This window comes from Nocardioides agariphilus (genome assembly GCF_015352445.1).
Classification (GTDB): Bacteria; Actinomycetota; Actinomycetes; order Propionibacteriales; family Nocardioidaceae; genus Nocardioides; species Nocardioides agariphilus.
In genome coordinates, this window is sequence record NZ_JADKPO010000006.1 from 56,690 (window position 1) to 72,557 (window position 15,868).

The 15,868-nt window shown below is 70.7% G+C and carries 14 protein-coding genes; all 14 read left to right on the plus strand.

Annotated elements, in window-relative coordinates:
* The first annotated feature begins 4 nt into the window (after positions 1–4).
* The 14 genes from ISU10_RS06045 to ISU10_RS06110 all read left to right on the plus strand — a co-directional run bounded on the left by ISU10_RS06045 (position 5) and on the right by ISU10_RS06110 (position 15,772).
* On the plus strand, positions 5–1,816 hold the full coding sequence (locus ISU10_RS06045) for a peptidoglycan D,D-transpeptidase FtsI family protein (RefSeq protein WP_194695477.1): 1,812 nt from the start codon (positions 5–7) through the stop codon (positions 1,814–1,816).
* Positions 1,816–3,363, plus strand: coding sequence for a UDP-N-acetylmuramoyl-L-alanyl-D-glutamate--2,6-diaminopimelate ligase (locus ISU10_RS06050; RefSeq protein WP_194695478.1), 1,548 nt, complete (start codon positions 1,816–1,818; stop codon positions 3,361–3,363). Before ISU10_RS06045 ends, ISU10_RS06050 begins: the two co-directional genes overlap by 1 nt.
* Entirely contained in the window at positions 3,360–4,763 is a 1,404-nt protein-coding gene (locus ISU10_RS06055) for a UDP-N-acetylmuramoyl-tripeptide--D-alanyl-D-alanine ligase (RefSeq protein ID WP_194695479.1), read from the plus strand. Before ISU10_RS06050 ends, ISU10_RS06055 begins: the two co-directional genes overlap by 4 nt.
* A complete protein-coding gene (gene mraY / locus ISU10_RS06060; RefSeq protein WP_194695480.1) occupies positions 4,760–5,869 on the plus strand; it encodes a phospho-N-acetylmuramoyl-pentapeptide-transferase in 1,110 nt (369 codons plus the stop codon). The genes ISU10_RS06055 and mraY overlap by 4 nt, the downstream gene beginning before the upstream one ends.
* Entirely contained in the window at positions 5,866–7,347 is a 1,482-nt protein-coding gene (gene murD / locus ISU10_RS06065) for a UDP-N-acetylmuramoyl-L-alanine--D-glutamate ligase (protein ID WP_194695481.1), read from the plus strand. The genes mraY and murD overlap by 4 nt, the downstream gene beginning before the upstream one ends.
* 13 nt (positions 7,348–7,360) lie before the next feature.
* Positions 7,361–8,647, plus strand: coding sequence for a putative lipid II flippase FtsW (gene ftsW, locus ISU10_RS06070; RefSeq protein WP_228499770.1), 1,287 nt, complete (start codon positions 7,361–7,363; stop codon positions 8,645–8,647).
* Between the two features lie 26 nt (positions 8,648–8,673).
* Positions 8,674–9,753: an undecaprenyldiphospho-muramoylpentapeptide beta-N-acetylglucosaminyltransferase gene (gene murG / locus ISU10_RS06075; protein ID WP_194695482.1), complete on the plus strand. Its 1,080-nt coding sequence runs from the start codon at positions 8,674–8,676 to the stop codon at positions 9,751–9,753.
* On the plus strand, positions 9,750–11,165 hold the full coding sequence (gene murC, locus ISU10_RS06080; RefSeq protein ID WP_194695483.1) for a UDP-N-acetylmuramate--L-alanine ligase: 1,416 nt from the start codon (positions 9,750–9,752) through the stop codon (positions 11,163–11,165). Before murG ends, murC begins: the two co-directional genes overlap by 4 nt.
* A complete protein-coding gene (locus ISU10_RS06085; protein ID WP_194695484.1) occupies positions 11,162–11,953 on the plus strand; it encodes a cell division protein FtsQ/DivIB in 792 nt (263 codons plus the stop codon). Before murC ends, ISU10_RS06085 begins: the two co-directional genes overlap by 4 nt.
* A 262-nt stretch (positions 11,954–12,215) precedes the next feature.
* Positions 12,216–13,436, plus strand: coding sequence for a cell division protein FtsZ (gene ftsZ / locus ISU10_RS06090; protein WP_194695485.1), 1,221 nt, complete (start codon positions 12,216–12,218; stop codon positions 13,434–13,436).
* A 43-nt stretch (positions 13,437–13,479) separates the two neighbouring features.
* A complete protein-coding gene (gene pgeF, locus ISU10_RS06095) occupies positions 13,480–14,181 on the plus strand; it encodes a peptidoglycan editing factor PgeF (RefSeq protein ID WP_228499829.1) in 702 nt (233 codons plus the stop codon).
* Between the two features lie 7 nt (positions 14,182–14,188).
* Complete coding sequence (locus tag ISU10_RS06100; protein WP_194695486.1) at positions 14,189–14,890, plus strand: YggS family pyridoxal phosphate-dependent enzyme; 702 nt, start codon at positions 14,189–14,191, stop codon at positions 14,888–14,890.
* A 60-nt stretch (positions 14,891–14,950) separates the two neighbouring features.
* Positions 14,951–15,439: a cell division protein SepF gene (locus ISU10_RS06105; protein WP_194695487.1), complete on the plus strand. Its 489-nt coding sequence runs from the start codon at positions 14,951–14,953 to the stop codon at positions 15,437–15,439.
* A 42-nt stretch (positions 15,440–15,481) separates the two neighbouring features.
* Positions 15,482–15,772: a YggT family protein gene (locus ISU10_RS06110; protein ID WP_194695488.1), complete on the plus strand. Its 291-nt coding sequence runs from the start codon at positions 15,482–15,484 to the stop codon at positions 15,770–15,772.
* Positions 15,773–15,868 lie beyond the last annotated feature (96 nt).

Sequence of the window (15,868 nt, forward strand, 5' to 3'; positions counted from 1 at the left end):
ACTGATGCGTCGTACGGTCTCGCGGTACCCGCGCCGCGGCCGGGTCGTCCCCCGGGGGGCTCTGCGTGGCTCGCCCCATCTCCGGCTGAGGCTCGGGTTCATCGCGATCGCGATGGTGCTCTCGGTCTTCGGTGCCCGGCTCGTCCAGCTGCAGGGCGTCGACCCCCATGCCTACGCCGCGATGGCCGCTGCCGAGGGCACGGTCACCCTGGACCTGCCGGCTCATCGCGGGGACATCCTCGATCGCAACGGCAAGCCGCTGGCCGACGACATCGATGGCTCCATGGTGGTGGCCGACCCCTCGGTCACCAGGGACAAGGCGCCCGAGCTGGCCAGGTTCTTGGCCCACCGCCTCGACATCGACTACTTCGTGACGCTCAAGGCGTTGCGGCAGAAGGACCGCAAGTTCGCCTACATCGCGAGGCGTGTGCCGGCCAGCAAGGCGGCTGATGTCGTGGCGGAGGCGAAGGCCGCGGGCTTCAAGGGCCTCGACACCAGGCATGACCCGATCCGCGACTACCCAGCCGGCGACGTGGCCGCCAACCTGGTCGGCTTCGTCGGCACGGACGAGGCGCTCGCCGGCTTCGAGAGCAACTTCGACGAGCTGCTCGCCGGCACCGACGGATCCGAGCGGTATGCCGTGGGACGCGGCAACCGCATCCCGCTCGGTGATGCGACGACCAAGCTCCCGGTCGACGGGCAGGACCTCCAGACCACCATCGACCTTGACCTGCAGTGGTACACCCAGCGCGTCCTGCGCCAGACCGTCGAGGACGCGAGTGCCGACTCGGGCTTCGCGGTGGTCATGGACAGCAAGACCGGTGAGGTTCTCGCGCTGGCCGACGATCCGACCTTCGACGCGCGCAACCCCCAGGCCGCTCCCCGCAAGGACCGCGTCACGCGAGCGATGACCGACGTCTACGAGCCGGGATCGGTCGAGAAGGTGCTGACCCTCAGCGCCCTGATCGACGCCGGCAAAGCGACCGCGCACACCCGCGTCACCGTGCCGCCCGAGCTGCCGAGCGGCGACCGGGTGATCCATGACTGGTTCGACCACGGCACGCTCTACCTGACGCTGGCCGGTGTGCTGGCGCAGTCCTCCAACATCGGCACCGTGCTCGCCACCCGCAACTTCGACAGCGGGCAGCTGCGCGACTACCTGGTCAAGTTCGGTCTCGGTCAGAAGACCAACGTGGGCGTCGCGGGCGAGACCCAGGGCATCCTGCCCGACCCCAGCATCTGGACCTCGATGACCCAAGACCGCATCGCCTTCGGTCAGTCGCTGTCGGTCAACGCGCTCCAGATGGCTGCGGCCGTCAACACCATCGCCAACGGCGGCGTACGTGTCTCGCCGAGCCTGATCCGCGGTACCGCCGTCACCGACGACGGGCTGGTGGTCGGCACCGACACCGCAACGACCACTCGCGTTGTCAGCAGTGCAGCGGCCAAGCAGATGTCGCGGATGATGGAGCGGGTGGTCGACCCGGACGCCGGTGTCGCGCCCGCGGCGCAGATCGCGGGCTACCGCGTGGCCGGCAAGACGGGAACGGCGCAGCGCGTCGGCCCTTTCTGCGGTTGCTACAACGGCACCTTCACCGTGTCGTTCGCGGGCTTCGCGCCTGCCGACAAGCCGCGGTTCACCGTCTATGTCGTGGTGCAGAACCCGCGCAACGGCGGGGGCGGCGGCTCGGTCGCAGGCCCGGCCTTCGCCAAGATCATGAGCTACGCGCTGCGCCGCTATGGCGTTCCGCCGACCGGCTCTGCCCCCTCGCAGCTGCCGACGACGTGGAGGCCCGGGCAAGTAGCCTCGCGGTGATGACCGACCCACCCCCGGGCACCTCACCGGCGCCACCGACCGGCCGTCCCCTGCATCCGCCGCGGCGTCCCCTGACCGAGCTGGCCGACTGGCTCACCTCGGTCGACCCCACGACCTCGGTCCGTGGCCCGCTCGACGTCGCGGTGACCGGCATCGCGCTGGCCTCCCAGCGGGTGCAGGGCGGCGACATCTACGCCGCCGTGCCGGGCAGCCGGGCTCACGGGATCGAGTACGCCGCCGACGCGGTCGACGCGGGCGCGGTTGCGCTGCTGACCGATGCGCACGGACTGGCGCACGCTCCGCGCGACCTACCCGTCCTGCGGGTCGAGTCGCCGCGCGCGGTGCTGGGCCGCTTCGCGGCACATCTGTACGGCGAGCCCGCGCGGTCGCTGCGCATGCTCGGCGTCACCGGCACCCAGGGCAAGACGACCACGACCCGTCTGGCGGAGAGCGCGCTGCAGCGCGCAGGTGTCGCCTCGGCCGTGGTCGGCACTGTCGGCACGCGGGTCGCCGGTGAGGAGATCAAGACGGCGCTCACCACGCCAGAGGCCCCTGACCTGCATGCGCTGTTCGCGATGATGAGGGAGCGTGGGGTCGACACGTGTGCCATGGAGGTCTCGAGCCACGCCCTGGTGCTGGGACGCGTCGACGGAGTTCGCTTCGACGTCGCCGTCTTCACCAACCTCGGCCGCGACCACCTCGACTTCCACACCGACCTCGAGGACTACTTCCGCGCGAAGGCCTCGCTGTTCACCCCCGAACGCTGCGTCCAGGGGCTGGTCAACGCCGACGACGAGTACGGGCGCCGGTTGATGGCCGCTGCGCGCGACGTACCTCTTCAGTCGTTCTCCGCCACGGGAGGCAAGGCCGACTGGCGCGCCGAGGACGTCGAGGTGACGGCCGCGGGTTCGAGGTTCACGGTCGCCGGACCCGGCGGCATCCGCGTCGACGCCGCGTGTCCGCTGCCCGGTGACTTCAACGTCGCCAACGCGCTGGCCGCCTTGGTGGGCTGCGCACTGCTCGGCCACGACCTCGAACCGGTGGCGCGGGCGATGGCCGAGGGTGGGGGCGTACCCGGGCGCCTGGAGCGCGTGGACGCCGGCCAGGACTTCACGGTGGTCGTCGACTACGCGCACAAGCCGGACGCCGTCACGGCAGCCCTTGCCGCGCTTCGCCCGCTCACCCGGGGCCGGCTCATCGTCGTGCTCGGGGCCGGCGGCGAGCGCGACCACGGCAAGCGGCCGATCATGGGCGAGATCGCCGCGCGGATGGCTGATGTCGTGATCGTCACCGACGACAACCCCAGGGGTGAGGAAGCGGCCTCGATCCGCGCGGAGATCCTCTCCGGCGCACACGGAGGGCGAGCCGACGTGGTCGAGGTCGGCGACCGGCGGTCGGCGATTCGAGAGGCCGTCGGCCGCGCTGCCGCCGGCGACGTGGTCCTCGTAGCAGGCAAGGGTCACGAGACCGGGCAGGAGGTCGCCGGCGAGGTGCACCCCTTCGATGACCGCGAGGTGGTCCGCGCCGAGCTGGAGGCGCTGTCGTGATCGCGATGACGCTGGCCGAGATCGCCGCTGTCGTGGGCGGATCTGTGGCCGGCGACGAGAGCGTGATCGTGAGGGGATCTGCCTTCCGCGACAACCGCGAGCCGGTCGAGGACGGCCTGTTCGTTGCCATCGCGGGGGAGCGCGTCGACGGCCACGACTTCGCGGAGTCCGCCCTCGCTTCGGGGGCTGCCGCCGTCGTCGGGACCCGACCGACGACAGCGCCGACCGTCGTGGTGGACGACGTCGTCGTCGCGCTCGGGCGCCTGGCCAGGCACGTGGTGGACGTGGTGCGGCCGACGGTGCTGGCCCTGACGGGGTCGCAGGGAAAGACGGGCACCAAGGACTTCCTGGCCCAGCTGCTCGCCGACGCGGGCGAGACGGTCGCGACGTCGGGAAACCTCAACAACGAGCTGGGCGTCCCTCTCACCGTGCTGCGCTGCACCCCTGAGACCGACTACCTCGTCGTCGAGATGGGAGCCCGCGGGATCGGTCACATCGCCGAGCTCTGCCGGATCGCACCCCCCGACGTGGCCGCGGTGCTCAACGTCGGCACGGCCCACCTGGGCGAGTTCGGCTCGCGCGAGGCGATCGCCCAGGCCAAGGGCGAGCTCGTCGAGGCGCTCGGCCCCGAGGGCACCGCCGTCCTCAACGCAGACGACGACCTGGTGCTGGCGATGCGCGAGCGCACGCCGGCACGCGTGCTCACGTTCGGTGCCAACGGTGACGTCGCCTGGCGCGGTGTCGAGCTCGACGACCTCGGGCGCCCGTCGTTCGAGCTGGGGCACGAGGGCGCGTGGCGACCCGTGTCCCTCCAGCAGTCCGGTGCTCACCAGGTCGTCAACGCCACTGCGGCAGCGGCCATGGCGATCGCGGCCGGTGTCGGCCTGGACATGGCCGCGCGGTCGCTGACGGCCGCAGTGCCGGCATCTCGGTGGCGCATGGAGCTGCACGAGCGCCGAGACGGCCTGGTCGTCGTCAACGACGCCTACAACGCCAACCCTGCCTCGATGCGGGCGGCCATCGACGCGCTGGTCGCCATCGGCCGTCGACGCGGGGCCAGCACCGTCGCCGTTCTCGGAGAGATGCTCGAGCTGGGCGAGTCCAGCGAGGCCGACCACCGACTCGTCGGCGCGTACGCCGCCGAGCAAGGAGTCGACGTACTTCTCGCTGTCGGCGCCGAGGCAGCCGCCATCGCGGCCGGAGCCGGCTCAGTACCACAGTGGCAAGGCACGGCGGTCACCCCGGTGGGGCGTGACGACGCACTGGCCTGGGTGCGGAACAATGTCGCGGGCGCCGCGGCCAGCGGCGGCTCGTGGGTGGTGCTGGTGAAGGCATCGCGGGGAGCGGCGTTGGAGACCGTGGCAGAGGGCCTGCTCGATGAAGAGGAAGGGAGCCGATGAGAGCGATCCTGTTCGGCGGCGGACTCGCGCTGCTGATCTCTCTCCTCGGCACCCGCGTGGCCATTACGTGGTTCACCCGCATCGGCGCCGGCCAGCCGATCCGCGACGATGGGCCGACCAGCCACCACACCAAGCGGGGCACGCCCACGATGGGTGGCCTGGTCGTCATCTTCTCGGTGGTGATCGCCTACTTCGCCGCCAAGATCATCACCCAGAGCGCGCCGTCGGCCTCCGCCCTGCTGCTGCTGTTCTTGTTCGTCGGCCTCGGTCTCGTCGGGTTCATGGACGACTACCTCAAGGTGAGCCAGCAAAACAGCATCGGCCTGCGTGGCCGCGCCAAGGTGGTCGGCCAGACCGTCGTCTCACTGGTCTTCGGAGTGCTGGCGCTGTGGCACGAGCTCGCGGACTACCGGGGCAACACCCCGGCGTCCGCGCACGTCTCCTTCCTGCGCGACATCCAGTGGCTGGCCCTGCCGATGGTGGTCGCGATGGTGCTGTTCTGGGTGATCATCACCGGCACCAGCAACGCCGTGAACCTCGCCGACGGCCTCGACGGACTGGCGACCGGCGCGTCCGTCATGGTGTTCGGCGCCTACACGCTGGTGAACATCTGGCAGAACAACCAGAACTGCGCGACGGTGGGCGGCGCCAACTGCTACGAGGTGCGTGACCCGCTGGACCTGGCTGTGGTCTCCGCGGCGATCATGGGCGCCTGCTTCGGCTTCCTGTGGTGGAACGCCTCGCCCGCGGCGATCATCATGGGCGATACCGGCTCGCTGGGATTGGGCGGAGCGCTGGCCGGGTTGGCGATCCTGACCCGCACCGAGCTGCTGCTGCTCATCATCGGCGGCCTCTTCGTCGTCATCACCTTGTCGGTGATGATCCAGGTCAGCTTCTTCAAGGCGTCGCGGCGGTTCGCCCTGGTGCGCAAGGTCTTCAGGGTCGGCCCGCAACACCGGGTGTTCCGGATGACCCCGCTCCAGCACCACTTCGAGATGCTCGGCTGGGAGCAGGTCACGATCGTGATCCGCTTCTGGATCATCACCGGTCTGTGCGTGGCCGCGGGTCTTGGCGTCTTCTACGCCCAGTGGGTCATCGGCACATGACCGATGCCGGCACGCTCGGACGCCGCGACGACTGGTCCGGGGTCCGGGCGGTCGTCGCGGGCTTCGGCGTCTCCGGCTTCGCCGCGGCCGACAACCTGACCCACCTGGGTGCCAAGGTCACGGCGCTGGACGACGTGGCCGACGGCAAGCTCGAAGGGGCCACCTTGCTCGAGGTGCTGGGTGCCACCGTGAAGCTGCACCCCGGAGCGACCTCGACCCTGCCCGCGGACGCCGACCTCCTGGTGGTATCGCCCGGCTGGAAGCCGTCGGCCCCACTCGTCGTCCAGGCCCACGAGCGAGGCATCCCCGTGTGGGGCGAGGTCGAGCTCGCCTGGCGGCTGCGCGACCTCGACAACCCGGCCCCGTGGCTGTGCGTCACCGGCACCAACGGGAAGACCACGACGGTCCAGATGCTCGATGCGATCCTCGGTGCCGCGGGACTGCGCAGCGCAGCGGTCGGAAACGTCGGGCGCCCGGTCACGGAGGCGGTGATGGACCCGACGCCGTACGATGTGCTGGCCGTGGAGCTGTCGAGCTTCCAGCTCCACTACAGCTCCTCGCTCAGTGCCGAGGCAGCGGTGGTCCTCAACCTCGCCGAGGACCACCTCGACTGGTACACCGGCCCGTCCGCGATGGCCGACTACGCCGCCGACAAGGGGATCGTCTACGACCGGGTCCAGAAGGCCTGCATCTACAACGTCGCCGACCCGGAGACCGAGCGGCTGGTCCGTGAGGCCGACGTGATCGAAGGCGCGCGGGCGGTGGGCTTCACGCTCGGCACGCCCGCCGTCGGCATGGTCGGTGTGGTCGAGGACCTGCTGGTCGACCGAGCCTTCATCCCCGAGCGGCAGACGAGTGCGGCCGAGCTGTGCGCCCTTGCCGACCTGCCCTCACCCGCACCTCACGTGGTGGCCAACGCGTTGGCGGCAGCGGCGTTGGCCCGTGCCCACGGAGTGCCTCAGGTCGCGGTGCGTGACGGCTTGCGCGGCTTCCGCATCGACGGGCACCGCATCGCCACGGTCGCGACCCACCGGGCGGTGACCTGGGTCGACGACTCCAAGGCGACCAACCCGCATGCCGCCCAGTCATCCCTGCAGGCCTACGACCCGGTCGTCTGGGTGGCCGGTGGTCTCGCCAAGGGCGCGCGCTTCGACGACCTGGTCGCCGCCGTACGCTCCCGCCTGCGCGGCGTGGTGCTGCTCGGCCGCGACCGTGCGGTCATCGCCGAGGCCCTTTCGCGACACGCCCCCGATGTGCCCGTCATCGACACGGGCGGCGACGAGACTGGCTCCGGACAGCAAAGTGGATCGGGCCCGATGGAGCGGGTCGTGGAGGCAGCCGCCCGACTGGCTCGGCCAGGCGACACGGTTCTGCTGGCTCCCGGCTGCGCCTCCCAGGACCAGTTCCGCAACTACGGCGAGCGTGGCGACGCGTTCGCCGAGGCCGTACGACGACACATCGCGGGCGCGGACACCTAGAAGGGAGCGGGGCTTGGCCACCACGACGCCGACCTCGCCTCCTGCCACCTCCACCCCTGCGACCTCGGCCAGGTGGCGCTTTCGCAGGATGCGCGGCCTGCGCACCTGGAGCGCCGCGCTCCATCACGCGATCGACCGCCCGCTCACGTCCTACTACCTGCTGCTGGGTGCGTCGGCGCTGCTGCTGACGATCGGCCTGATCATGGTGCTGAGTGCGTCGAGCGTCTACTCGTTCCGGGTCTACGACAACTCCTACGCGATCGTCGAGAAGCAGCTGCTGTGGGTGGCGATCGCGGTGCCGTGTGCGTGGATCGCCAGCAGGCTGCCGCTGCGCTGGATCCGCCGCCTCGCCTACCCCGCCTACGTCGTGTCGCTGACACTGCTGCTCCTGACCGCGTTCCTCGGCGTGGAGCGCAACGGCAACACCAACTGGCTGGCGCTGGGACCGATCGTGATCCAGCCCTCCGAGATCGCCAAGCTGTCCTTGATCCTGTGGGCCGCCCACGTCTACGCCAACAAGGACCGGCGCCTGGGCAGCACGCACCAGATCATGATCCCGGTGGTCCCGGGGCTCCTCCTGGCCACGGGACTGGTGGTCCTCGGCAAGGACCTCGGCACCGGCCTGGTGCTGTTCGCGATCCTGCTCGGCATGCTGTGGGTCGTGGGTGCGCCGGCGCGCTTCTTCGCCTTCAGCATCTCGGTGGTCAGCGTCTTGGCCCTCTACCTCGCCACGACCAACAAGGAGCGCCTCGAGCGCATCACCACCTTTGTCGACCCCTTCAAGGACTTCCACGACACCGGCTGGCAGCCCGCCCACGGTCTGTACGCACTCTCCAGCGGCGGCCTGTTCGGGCAGGGCATCGGCGCCAGCCAGCAGAAGTGGGGGCAGCTGCCGGAGGCCCACACCGACTTCATCTTCGCTGTCTTGGGCGAGGAGCTCGGGCTGGCGGGCACCTTGTTGGTGATCGCGTTGTTCGTGACCATCGCCTACGCCGCGATCCGGGTCGCCACCCGCACGGCCGAGCCGTTCGTCCGCTACATGTGCTTCGGCATCGTGGTCTGGCTGCTCGGCCAGATGATCATCAACGTCGGCATGGTGCTGGCGCTCCTGCCGGTCATCGGGATCCCGCTGCCACTGGTCTCCTACGGCGGCTCGGCGCTGGTGCCGTCCGTGGTCGCGCTCGGGCTGCTCGTCGGGTTCGCCCGGCGCGAGCCCGAGGCAGCAGCGGCTCTGCGGCAGCGCCGCCGGTCCCGGTCGGCGGGACTCTCCGCCGGGCGAGTCCCCGGCCAGGGCCTGTGACACCCGGTCTCTAGGCTCGTCTCGATATGCGCGTACTCCTGGCCGGCGGTGGCACCGCCGGACACACCTCGCCCCTGCTGGCCACGGCTGATGCACTGGGCCGGCTCGAGCCGGACGTCGAGATCACCTGCCTGGGCACGCCGCGAGGCCTCGAGAACCGCGTCGTGCCGGAGGCGGGCTACCCGCTCGAGCTGATCGCGCCCGTGCCGATGCCCCGACGTCCCAACGCCGACCTCGTCAAGCTGCCCGTCCGGCTGCGTGGCGCCGTACGCGACGCAGCAGCAGTCATCGACCGGACCCGAGCCGAGGTCGTGCTTGGCTTCGGCGGCTACGTCTCGATGCCCGCCTACCTCGCAGCGCGGCGGCGCGGGGTGCCGATCATCCTCCACGAGCAGAACGCCGTACCCGGCCTCGCCAACAAGGCCGGCGCCCGGCTCGCCCGTCGGGTCGCGGTCAGCTTCCCCGGCACCCCGCTGCCGAGGGCCGAGTACGTCGGCCTGCCGCTGCGCGCGATGATCGCGCGGCTCGACCGGGCGGCGATGCGCGCGGAGGCTCGTCGCTTCTTCGACCTCGACCCCGACCGTCCGACCTTGCTGGTGACGGGCGGCTCCCAGGGTGCGCGCAGCCTCAACCAAGCGGTGTCCGGCGCAGCGGGTGCCCTGGCGGGTGCCGGGGTCCAGGTGCTCCACGTCGTCGGCCCGCAGGGCGAGGCCGACCCCGCTCCGAGCGAGGTGCCCTACGTCGTGGTGCCGTTCGTCGACCGCATGGACCTGGCCTACGCAGCCGCCGACCTGGTGCTGTCACGCGGCGGCGCCAACAGTGTGATCGAGGCCGCGGCCGTCGGGCTGCCCGGCATCTTCGTACCGTTGCCGCACGGCAACGGCGAGCAGGCGCACAACGCCCGGCCGGTCGTCGAGGCCGGGGGAGGGGTGCTGCTCGACGACGCCGACCTCACCTCGGCCTGGGTGGCGAGCAACGTGCCGACCCTCGCCAACGACCCGGCACGGCTTGCCGCGATGAGTGCGGCGGCTTCGGGGCTGGTGCCGCGCGACGCAGACGAGCGGCTCGCCCGCATCGTCCTCGAGGTCGCCGGAGCGGCCAGGTGAAGATTCCCGTTCCCGACGTCCTGCTACCCGCCGACGAGCTCGGCAGGGTGCACTTCGTCGGCATCGGTGGGGCAGCACTGTCGGCGATCGCCCGGATCATGGCGATGCGCCAGCTGCCCGTGACAGGCAGTGACGACAACGACACACCGTTCCTGGCAGGTCTGCGCGAGCTCGGCGTTACCTGCCACCTCGGCTACGACGCCGCGCACGTCGGGGCCGCCGACACGTTGGTCGTGACGACTGCCGCGCGCGAGGACAACCCCGAGGTGCTCGAGGGGCGGCGTCTCGGGCTGCGCATCCTGCCGCGGTCGGCGGGCCTGTGGTCGGTCATGGCCGGTCTGCGGGTCGCGGCCGTCGCGGGCACCCACGGCAAGACCACGACGACCTCGCTGCTGACCAGCGCGCTGGTGGCCGCCGGGGCCGACCCGACCTATGCCGTCGGAGGGGTGCTGGCCGGCACCGGTCACAACGCCGAGGTCGGAGTCGGCGACCTGTTCGTCGCCGAGGCCGACGAGAGCGACGGCGCGTTCCTCGTCTACCACCCGCACGCCGCCGTCGTGACCAACGTCGCCGCCGACCACCTCGACGTGTGGGGAACCGAGGAGGCCTACCACCGCGCCTTCGACGACTTCGCCGACACCGTCGACCGCGACGGCTTCCTCGTCTGCTGCATCGACGACCCCGGTGCCCGGGCGCTCGCCGCGCACGCCCGCGCCAGCGGGCTGCGTGTGGTCACCGTCGGGCTTGCCGACGACGCCGAGGTGCGCGCGACCGACCTGGCCTTCGAAGGCGCCTCGTCGCGGTTCACCGTCAAGCGGGGCCAAGACGTCCTCGGCGAGGTCCGGCTGCTGATCCCCGGACGCCACTACGTCGTCGACGCCTTGGCCGCCCTGGTCGCGGGGCTCGAGCTCGGCCACTCCTTCGAGGGCCTGCGTGCCGGGCTCGAGGCGTTCGGTGGCTCGGGTCGCCGCATGGAGGCCAAGGGCGAGGCGGCCGGCGTACGCGTCTACGACAGCTACGCCCACCACCCGACCGAGATCGCGGCCGACCTGGAGGCTGCCCGTGGCGTCGCAGGGGAGGGCCGCTTGGTCGTTGCCTTCCAACCGCACCTGGTCTCGCGGACCCGCCTGTTCGGCCCGGCGATGGGCCAGGCGCTCGGGGTGGCCGACGAGGTCGTCGTGCTCGACGTCTACGTCGCGCGCGAGACCGCGGATCCCGACGTCACCGGTCGGCTCGTGGCCGACGCCGTACCTCTCCCGGACGATCGCGTCGCCTTCGTGCCCGGCGTCGACGAGGCGGCCCTCGAGCTGGCAGCCCGGGCTCGAACTGGCGACCTGGTCCTCACCCTCGGCGCCGGCAGTGTGACCGAGGTCGGTCCTCGCCTCCTGGAGCTGTTGGCGGTCGACGGATGAAGGCCTTGCGTCGGCAGCCGGTGGCCGACCCGGAGGAGCGTGCGGCCACCAAGTCCCGCAAGCGCTTCGCCCGGCGACAGTGGAGGCGCCGCTGGCTGGCCTGGCGATACCTGTTGGCCGCCTTCCTCGTGCTGGTGCTGGTCGTCGGCGGCACCTGGCTGGTCCTCTTCTCCGATGTGCTGACCGTCAAGCGGCTCGACATCTCCGGCAACCGCCTCCTCACCAGGAGCGAGGTGGTGGATGCGGCGCGCGTGCCGCAGGGCGAACAGCTGGCGCGGGTGGACCTCGACGCGATCTCGGCCCGCCTGCGCGCTCGCGCCGAGGTGCGATCGGTCGTGGTGTCTCGCAAGTGGCCCGATGCCATCCAGATCGAGATCGTCGAACGGGTTGCCGTCGCCGTCATCGAGATCGGCGGCCAGCTGCGCGGCCTCGACGCCGAGGGCGTGGTGTTCGACCACTACAAGAAGGCGCCGCCCGGCCTTCCGCGGATCAGCTCGACCTCGCAGACGGACCCCGACGCCCTTCGCGAGGCGGCCACCGTCGTCTCCGCGCTGCCCAAGGAGCTCTCGGCCATGGTCGACCACATCGAGGTGCTCACCGTCGACCAGATCACCTTGGTCCTGCGTGACCAGCGCATCGTGCTGTGGGGGAGCAGCGACGACTCCGCCACGAAGGCCGAGGTGCTGCTCAAGCTGTTGCGCCAGCAGGCGCAGGTCTACGACGTCTCCGTTCCCGGTCAGCCCACCACCTGCCCCGAGGCGACCGCCGAGGCGTGCCTGAGCGACTGAGTCGGCGCTCGCTGTCCGCTCGCCGTCAGTGACGGTCTGGCTGTCCCCAGCGACTGGAGACAGCGAATACGTCACGGACGAAACAGTCATCGGCGTGTCGGCACCATCACCCGTACGACGCTGCCTACTGTCATAGCCAACGCGAGGTTGACATAACTATAACCCTCAGGCTGAGGGTGACAGTTCAGGACCCGCCGGAGACTTCCCCAGCCAGCACCACCCAGTGGCCGACCACACGAGACGAGCGAGAGGCGCATCCGCCGTGGCAGCAGCGCAGAACTACCTGGCCATCATCAAGGTCGCCGGCATCGGCGGCGGCGGCGTCAACGCCGTCAACCGGATGATCGAGGTCGGGCTCAAGGGCGTGGAGTTCATCGCGATCAACACCGACGCCCAGGCCCTCCTGATGAGCGACGCCGACGTCAAGCTCGACATCGGGCGCGAGCTGACCCGTGGGCTCGGCGCCGGCGCCAACCCCGACGTCGGCCAGCAGGCCGCCGAGGACCACAGCGACGAGATCGAAGAGGTCATCAAGGGCGCCGACATGGTGTTCGTGACCGCGGGCGAGGGCGGTGGCACCGGCACCGGCGGTGCGCCGGTGGTCGCGCGGATCGCGCGCAGCCTGGGCGCTTTGACCATCGGTGTCGTGACGCGGCCGTTCGCCTTCGAGGGACGCCGCCGCGCCAACTCCGCCGAGGAGGGCATCGCCCGTCTCCGCGAGGAGGTCGACACCCTCATCGTGATCCCCAACGACCGGCTCCTGTCGATCTCCGACCGCAGCGTGTCGGTCCTCGACGCCTTCAAGCAGGCCGACCAGGTGCTGTTCCAGGGCGTCTCTGGCATCACCGACCTGATCACGACGCCGGGCCTGATCAACCTCGACTTCGCCGACGTGAAGTCGGTGATGGCCAACGCCGGCTCGGCCCTGATGGGCATCGGCTCGGCGCGAGGCGAGGACCGCTCCGTCGCGGCCGCCGAGATGGCCGTGTCCAGCCCGCTGCTCGAGGCCAGCATCGACGGCGCCCACGGGGTGCTGCTCTCGATCGCCGGTGGCTCCGACCTCGGGTTGTTCGAGATCAACGAGGCGGCCGCACTCGTCTCGCAGGCCGCACACCCCGAGGCCAACATCATCTTCGGGGCGACCATCGACGACGCGCTCGGCGACGAGGTCCGCGTCACGGTCATCGCGGCGGGGTTCGACGGGGGCCAGCCCAAGCACAAGAACCACGACGCCACGCTGCGCCGGCCGCAGGGTCGCCCTCAGCAGAGCCAGGAAGAGACGCGCCGTGCAGCCGAGGCGCTGGCCGCCGAGAAGGCCAAGGCCGCGAGCAGTCCCTCAGAGTCGCGGCGCCCCGAGCCGGTCGGAGCCCCCGTGCCGCGTCAGGAGCCTGCCCACTCGCAGTCGGCGGCCAAGCCTGCCCGCGAGCCGCGGCCGATGCAGTTCGACGACGACGACCTCGACATTCCAGACTTCTTGAAGTAGGTCGCCCCTGTACTCCTCGCGACTCACGCACGGCCCCGTCGAGCTGGCCTTCACCGACCGGCACGGCGGGGTCTCGCGCGCGCCCTTCGACTCGCTCAACCTGGCCTGGGCGGGCGATGACCCCGAGGCGCTGGCCGAGAACCACCGCCGGTTGTCAGCTGACTTCGCCCCCGACGACCCGGTCGCCGTGCTCAGCCAGGTGCACGGCAAGGACGTCGCCTACGTCGGACCCGAAGGACCGCGCAGCGACCTCCACGGTCACCTCCACGCCACCGCCGACGGGGTGGTGACAGACCAGCCCGGCATGACGCTGATGGTGCGTGGGGCCGACTGCGCGATGGTGCTGTTCGCCGACGCCAGTGCGGGCGTGATCGGCGGCTGCCACTGTGGCCGGCCGGGCCTGGTGGCAGGTGTCGTGCCAGCCACCATCGACAAGATGCGCGAGCTCGGTGCCGGCGACATCACGGCCTGGCTGGGACCTCATGTGTGCGGCCGCTGCTATGAGGTTCCGGAGCAGATGCGCGAGGACGTGGCCGCCGTCGTACCCGCCAGCAGGGCCACCACCTCGTGGGGGACCCCCTCGGTCGACCTCGGTGCCGGCATCAGGGCCCAGCTCTGCGCGGCTGGCGTCGAGTGCGTCGACCTCTCGCGCTGCACCCTCGAGTCGCCCGACCTCTACTCCTACCGCCGCGACCACCTCGAGTCGGGGAGACAAGCAGGCGTGATCCGGATGGCACCCAGATGAGTCCGTCATGAGCACCCGCCGAGACGAGCTCGCCACCAACCTCGACTCCGTACGCCGACGCATCGCGAACGCCGCCGAGCGTTCCGGTCGCCACCCCGATGAGATCACGCTCGTGGCCGTCACCAAGTACTTTCCCGCATCCGACGTCAGGCTCCTTGCGGAGCTCGGGGTCACCGATGTGGGGGAGAACCGCCACCAGGAGGCGCAGGCGAAGGCCGCCGAGTGCGCGGACCTCGGCCTCAGGTGGCACTTCATCGGCGGGCTGCAGAGCAACAAGGCTGCCGCCGTCGCCGGCTACGCCGACGTCGTGGAGTCGGTGGACCGCGTCAAGCTCGTCGATCCGCTCGACCGTGGGGCTCACCAGCGCTCACACCCGGTCGAGGTCCTCATCCAGGTCAGCCTGGACCCGCCGGGTGCCACCGGCAGGTCCGGCGCCGACCCGGGCGATGTGGACGCGATCGCGGCTGCGATCGAGCAGGCCGCGATGCTGCGTCTGCGCGGGTTGATGGCCGTGGCGCCGCTCGGCGCGGAGCCGGGGCCGGCGTACTCCCGGCTCGCGGCGATACGCGCACGCTTCCTCTCGACCCGTGCCGGGGCCACGTGGCTATCCGCCGGCATGAGCGGCGACCTCGAGTCAGCCATCGAAGCCGGCGCGACACACGTGCGCTTGGGCACGGCGGTCCTCGGTACGAGGCCGCGCAACTTGTAATGTCAAGATCACTGGCGCCCGCCTCCGCGGGCCCGGGTCAGCCAACCGGAGGAAGACACCATGAGCGGCGCGATGCGCAAGATCGGCGAGTACCTCGGCCTGCTCGAGGACACCGGCCGCTACGACGAGGAGCTCGACGAGGACCTCTACGAACGCACCGCCGTCGGGCAGTCGGCGCCGGTGCTCCGAGACAGTAGGTCGGGCACCGTGGCCGACCTCTCCGAGCGACGCCGCCCCACTGCGGTGCCCTCACGAGGGACGGTCGCCGAGCTGTCCCGGATCACCACGTTGCACCCACGGACCTACAACGAGGCGCGCACCATCGGCGAGAACTTCCGCGACGGGGTGCCGGTGATCATGAACCTCTCGGAGATGGACGACTCCGATGCCAAGCGGCTGGTGGACTTCGCAGCCGGCCTGGTGTTTGCCACGCGTGGCACGATCGAGCGCGTCACCAACAAGGTGTTCCTGCTCTCGCCGCCCAACGTCACGGTCGCAGCCGAGGACAAGGAGCGGATCGCCGAGAACGGTTTCTTCAACCAGAGCTAGCGCTCGCGTCCGATCTCACGCTGATCAACTCCTGGGGTCCCGTTGCAACTCGCCGGTCAGGTCATCGAGGGCCTGCTGTGGTTCTTCATCGCCTTCATGTGGGTCCGCTTCGTGACCGAGTGGGTGCAGGTCTTCGCCCGCTCGTGGTCTCCGCGGGGCGTGCTGCTGGTCGCCCTCGAGGTCGTCTACTCCGTGACCGACCCGCCGATCAAGGCACTACGACGGGTGATCCCACCGCTGCGCATCGGCAACTTCGCACTCGACCTGAGCATGCTGCTGGTGTTCATCGGCGCCTACGTCCTGCTCCGCGTCAACCGGGCCATCTTCTTCTGAGCCCGAGCGTCTCGACCCTGATCGGCGCCGAGGGTGCGTGGCGGCAGTCCCCGGCGTGTGGCGCTATGGTTTCCACCGACATCAAGAAAGCTCCTG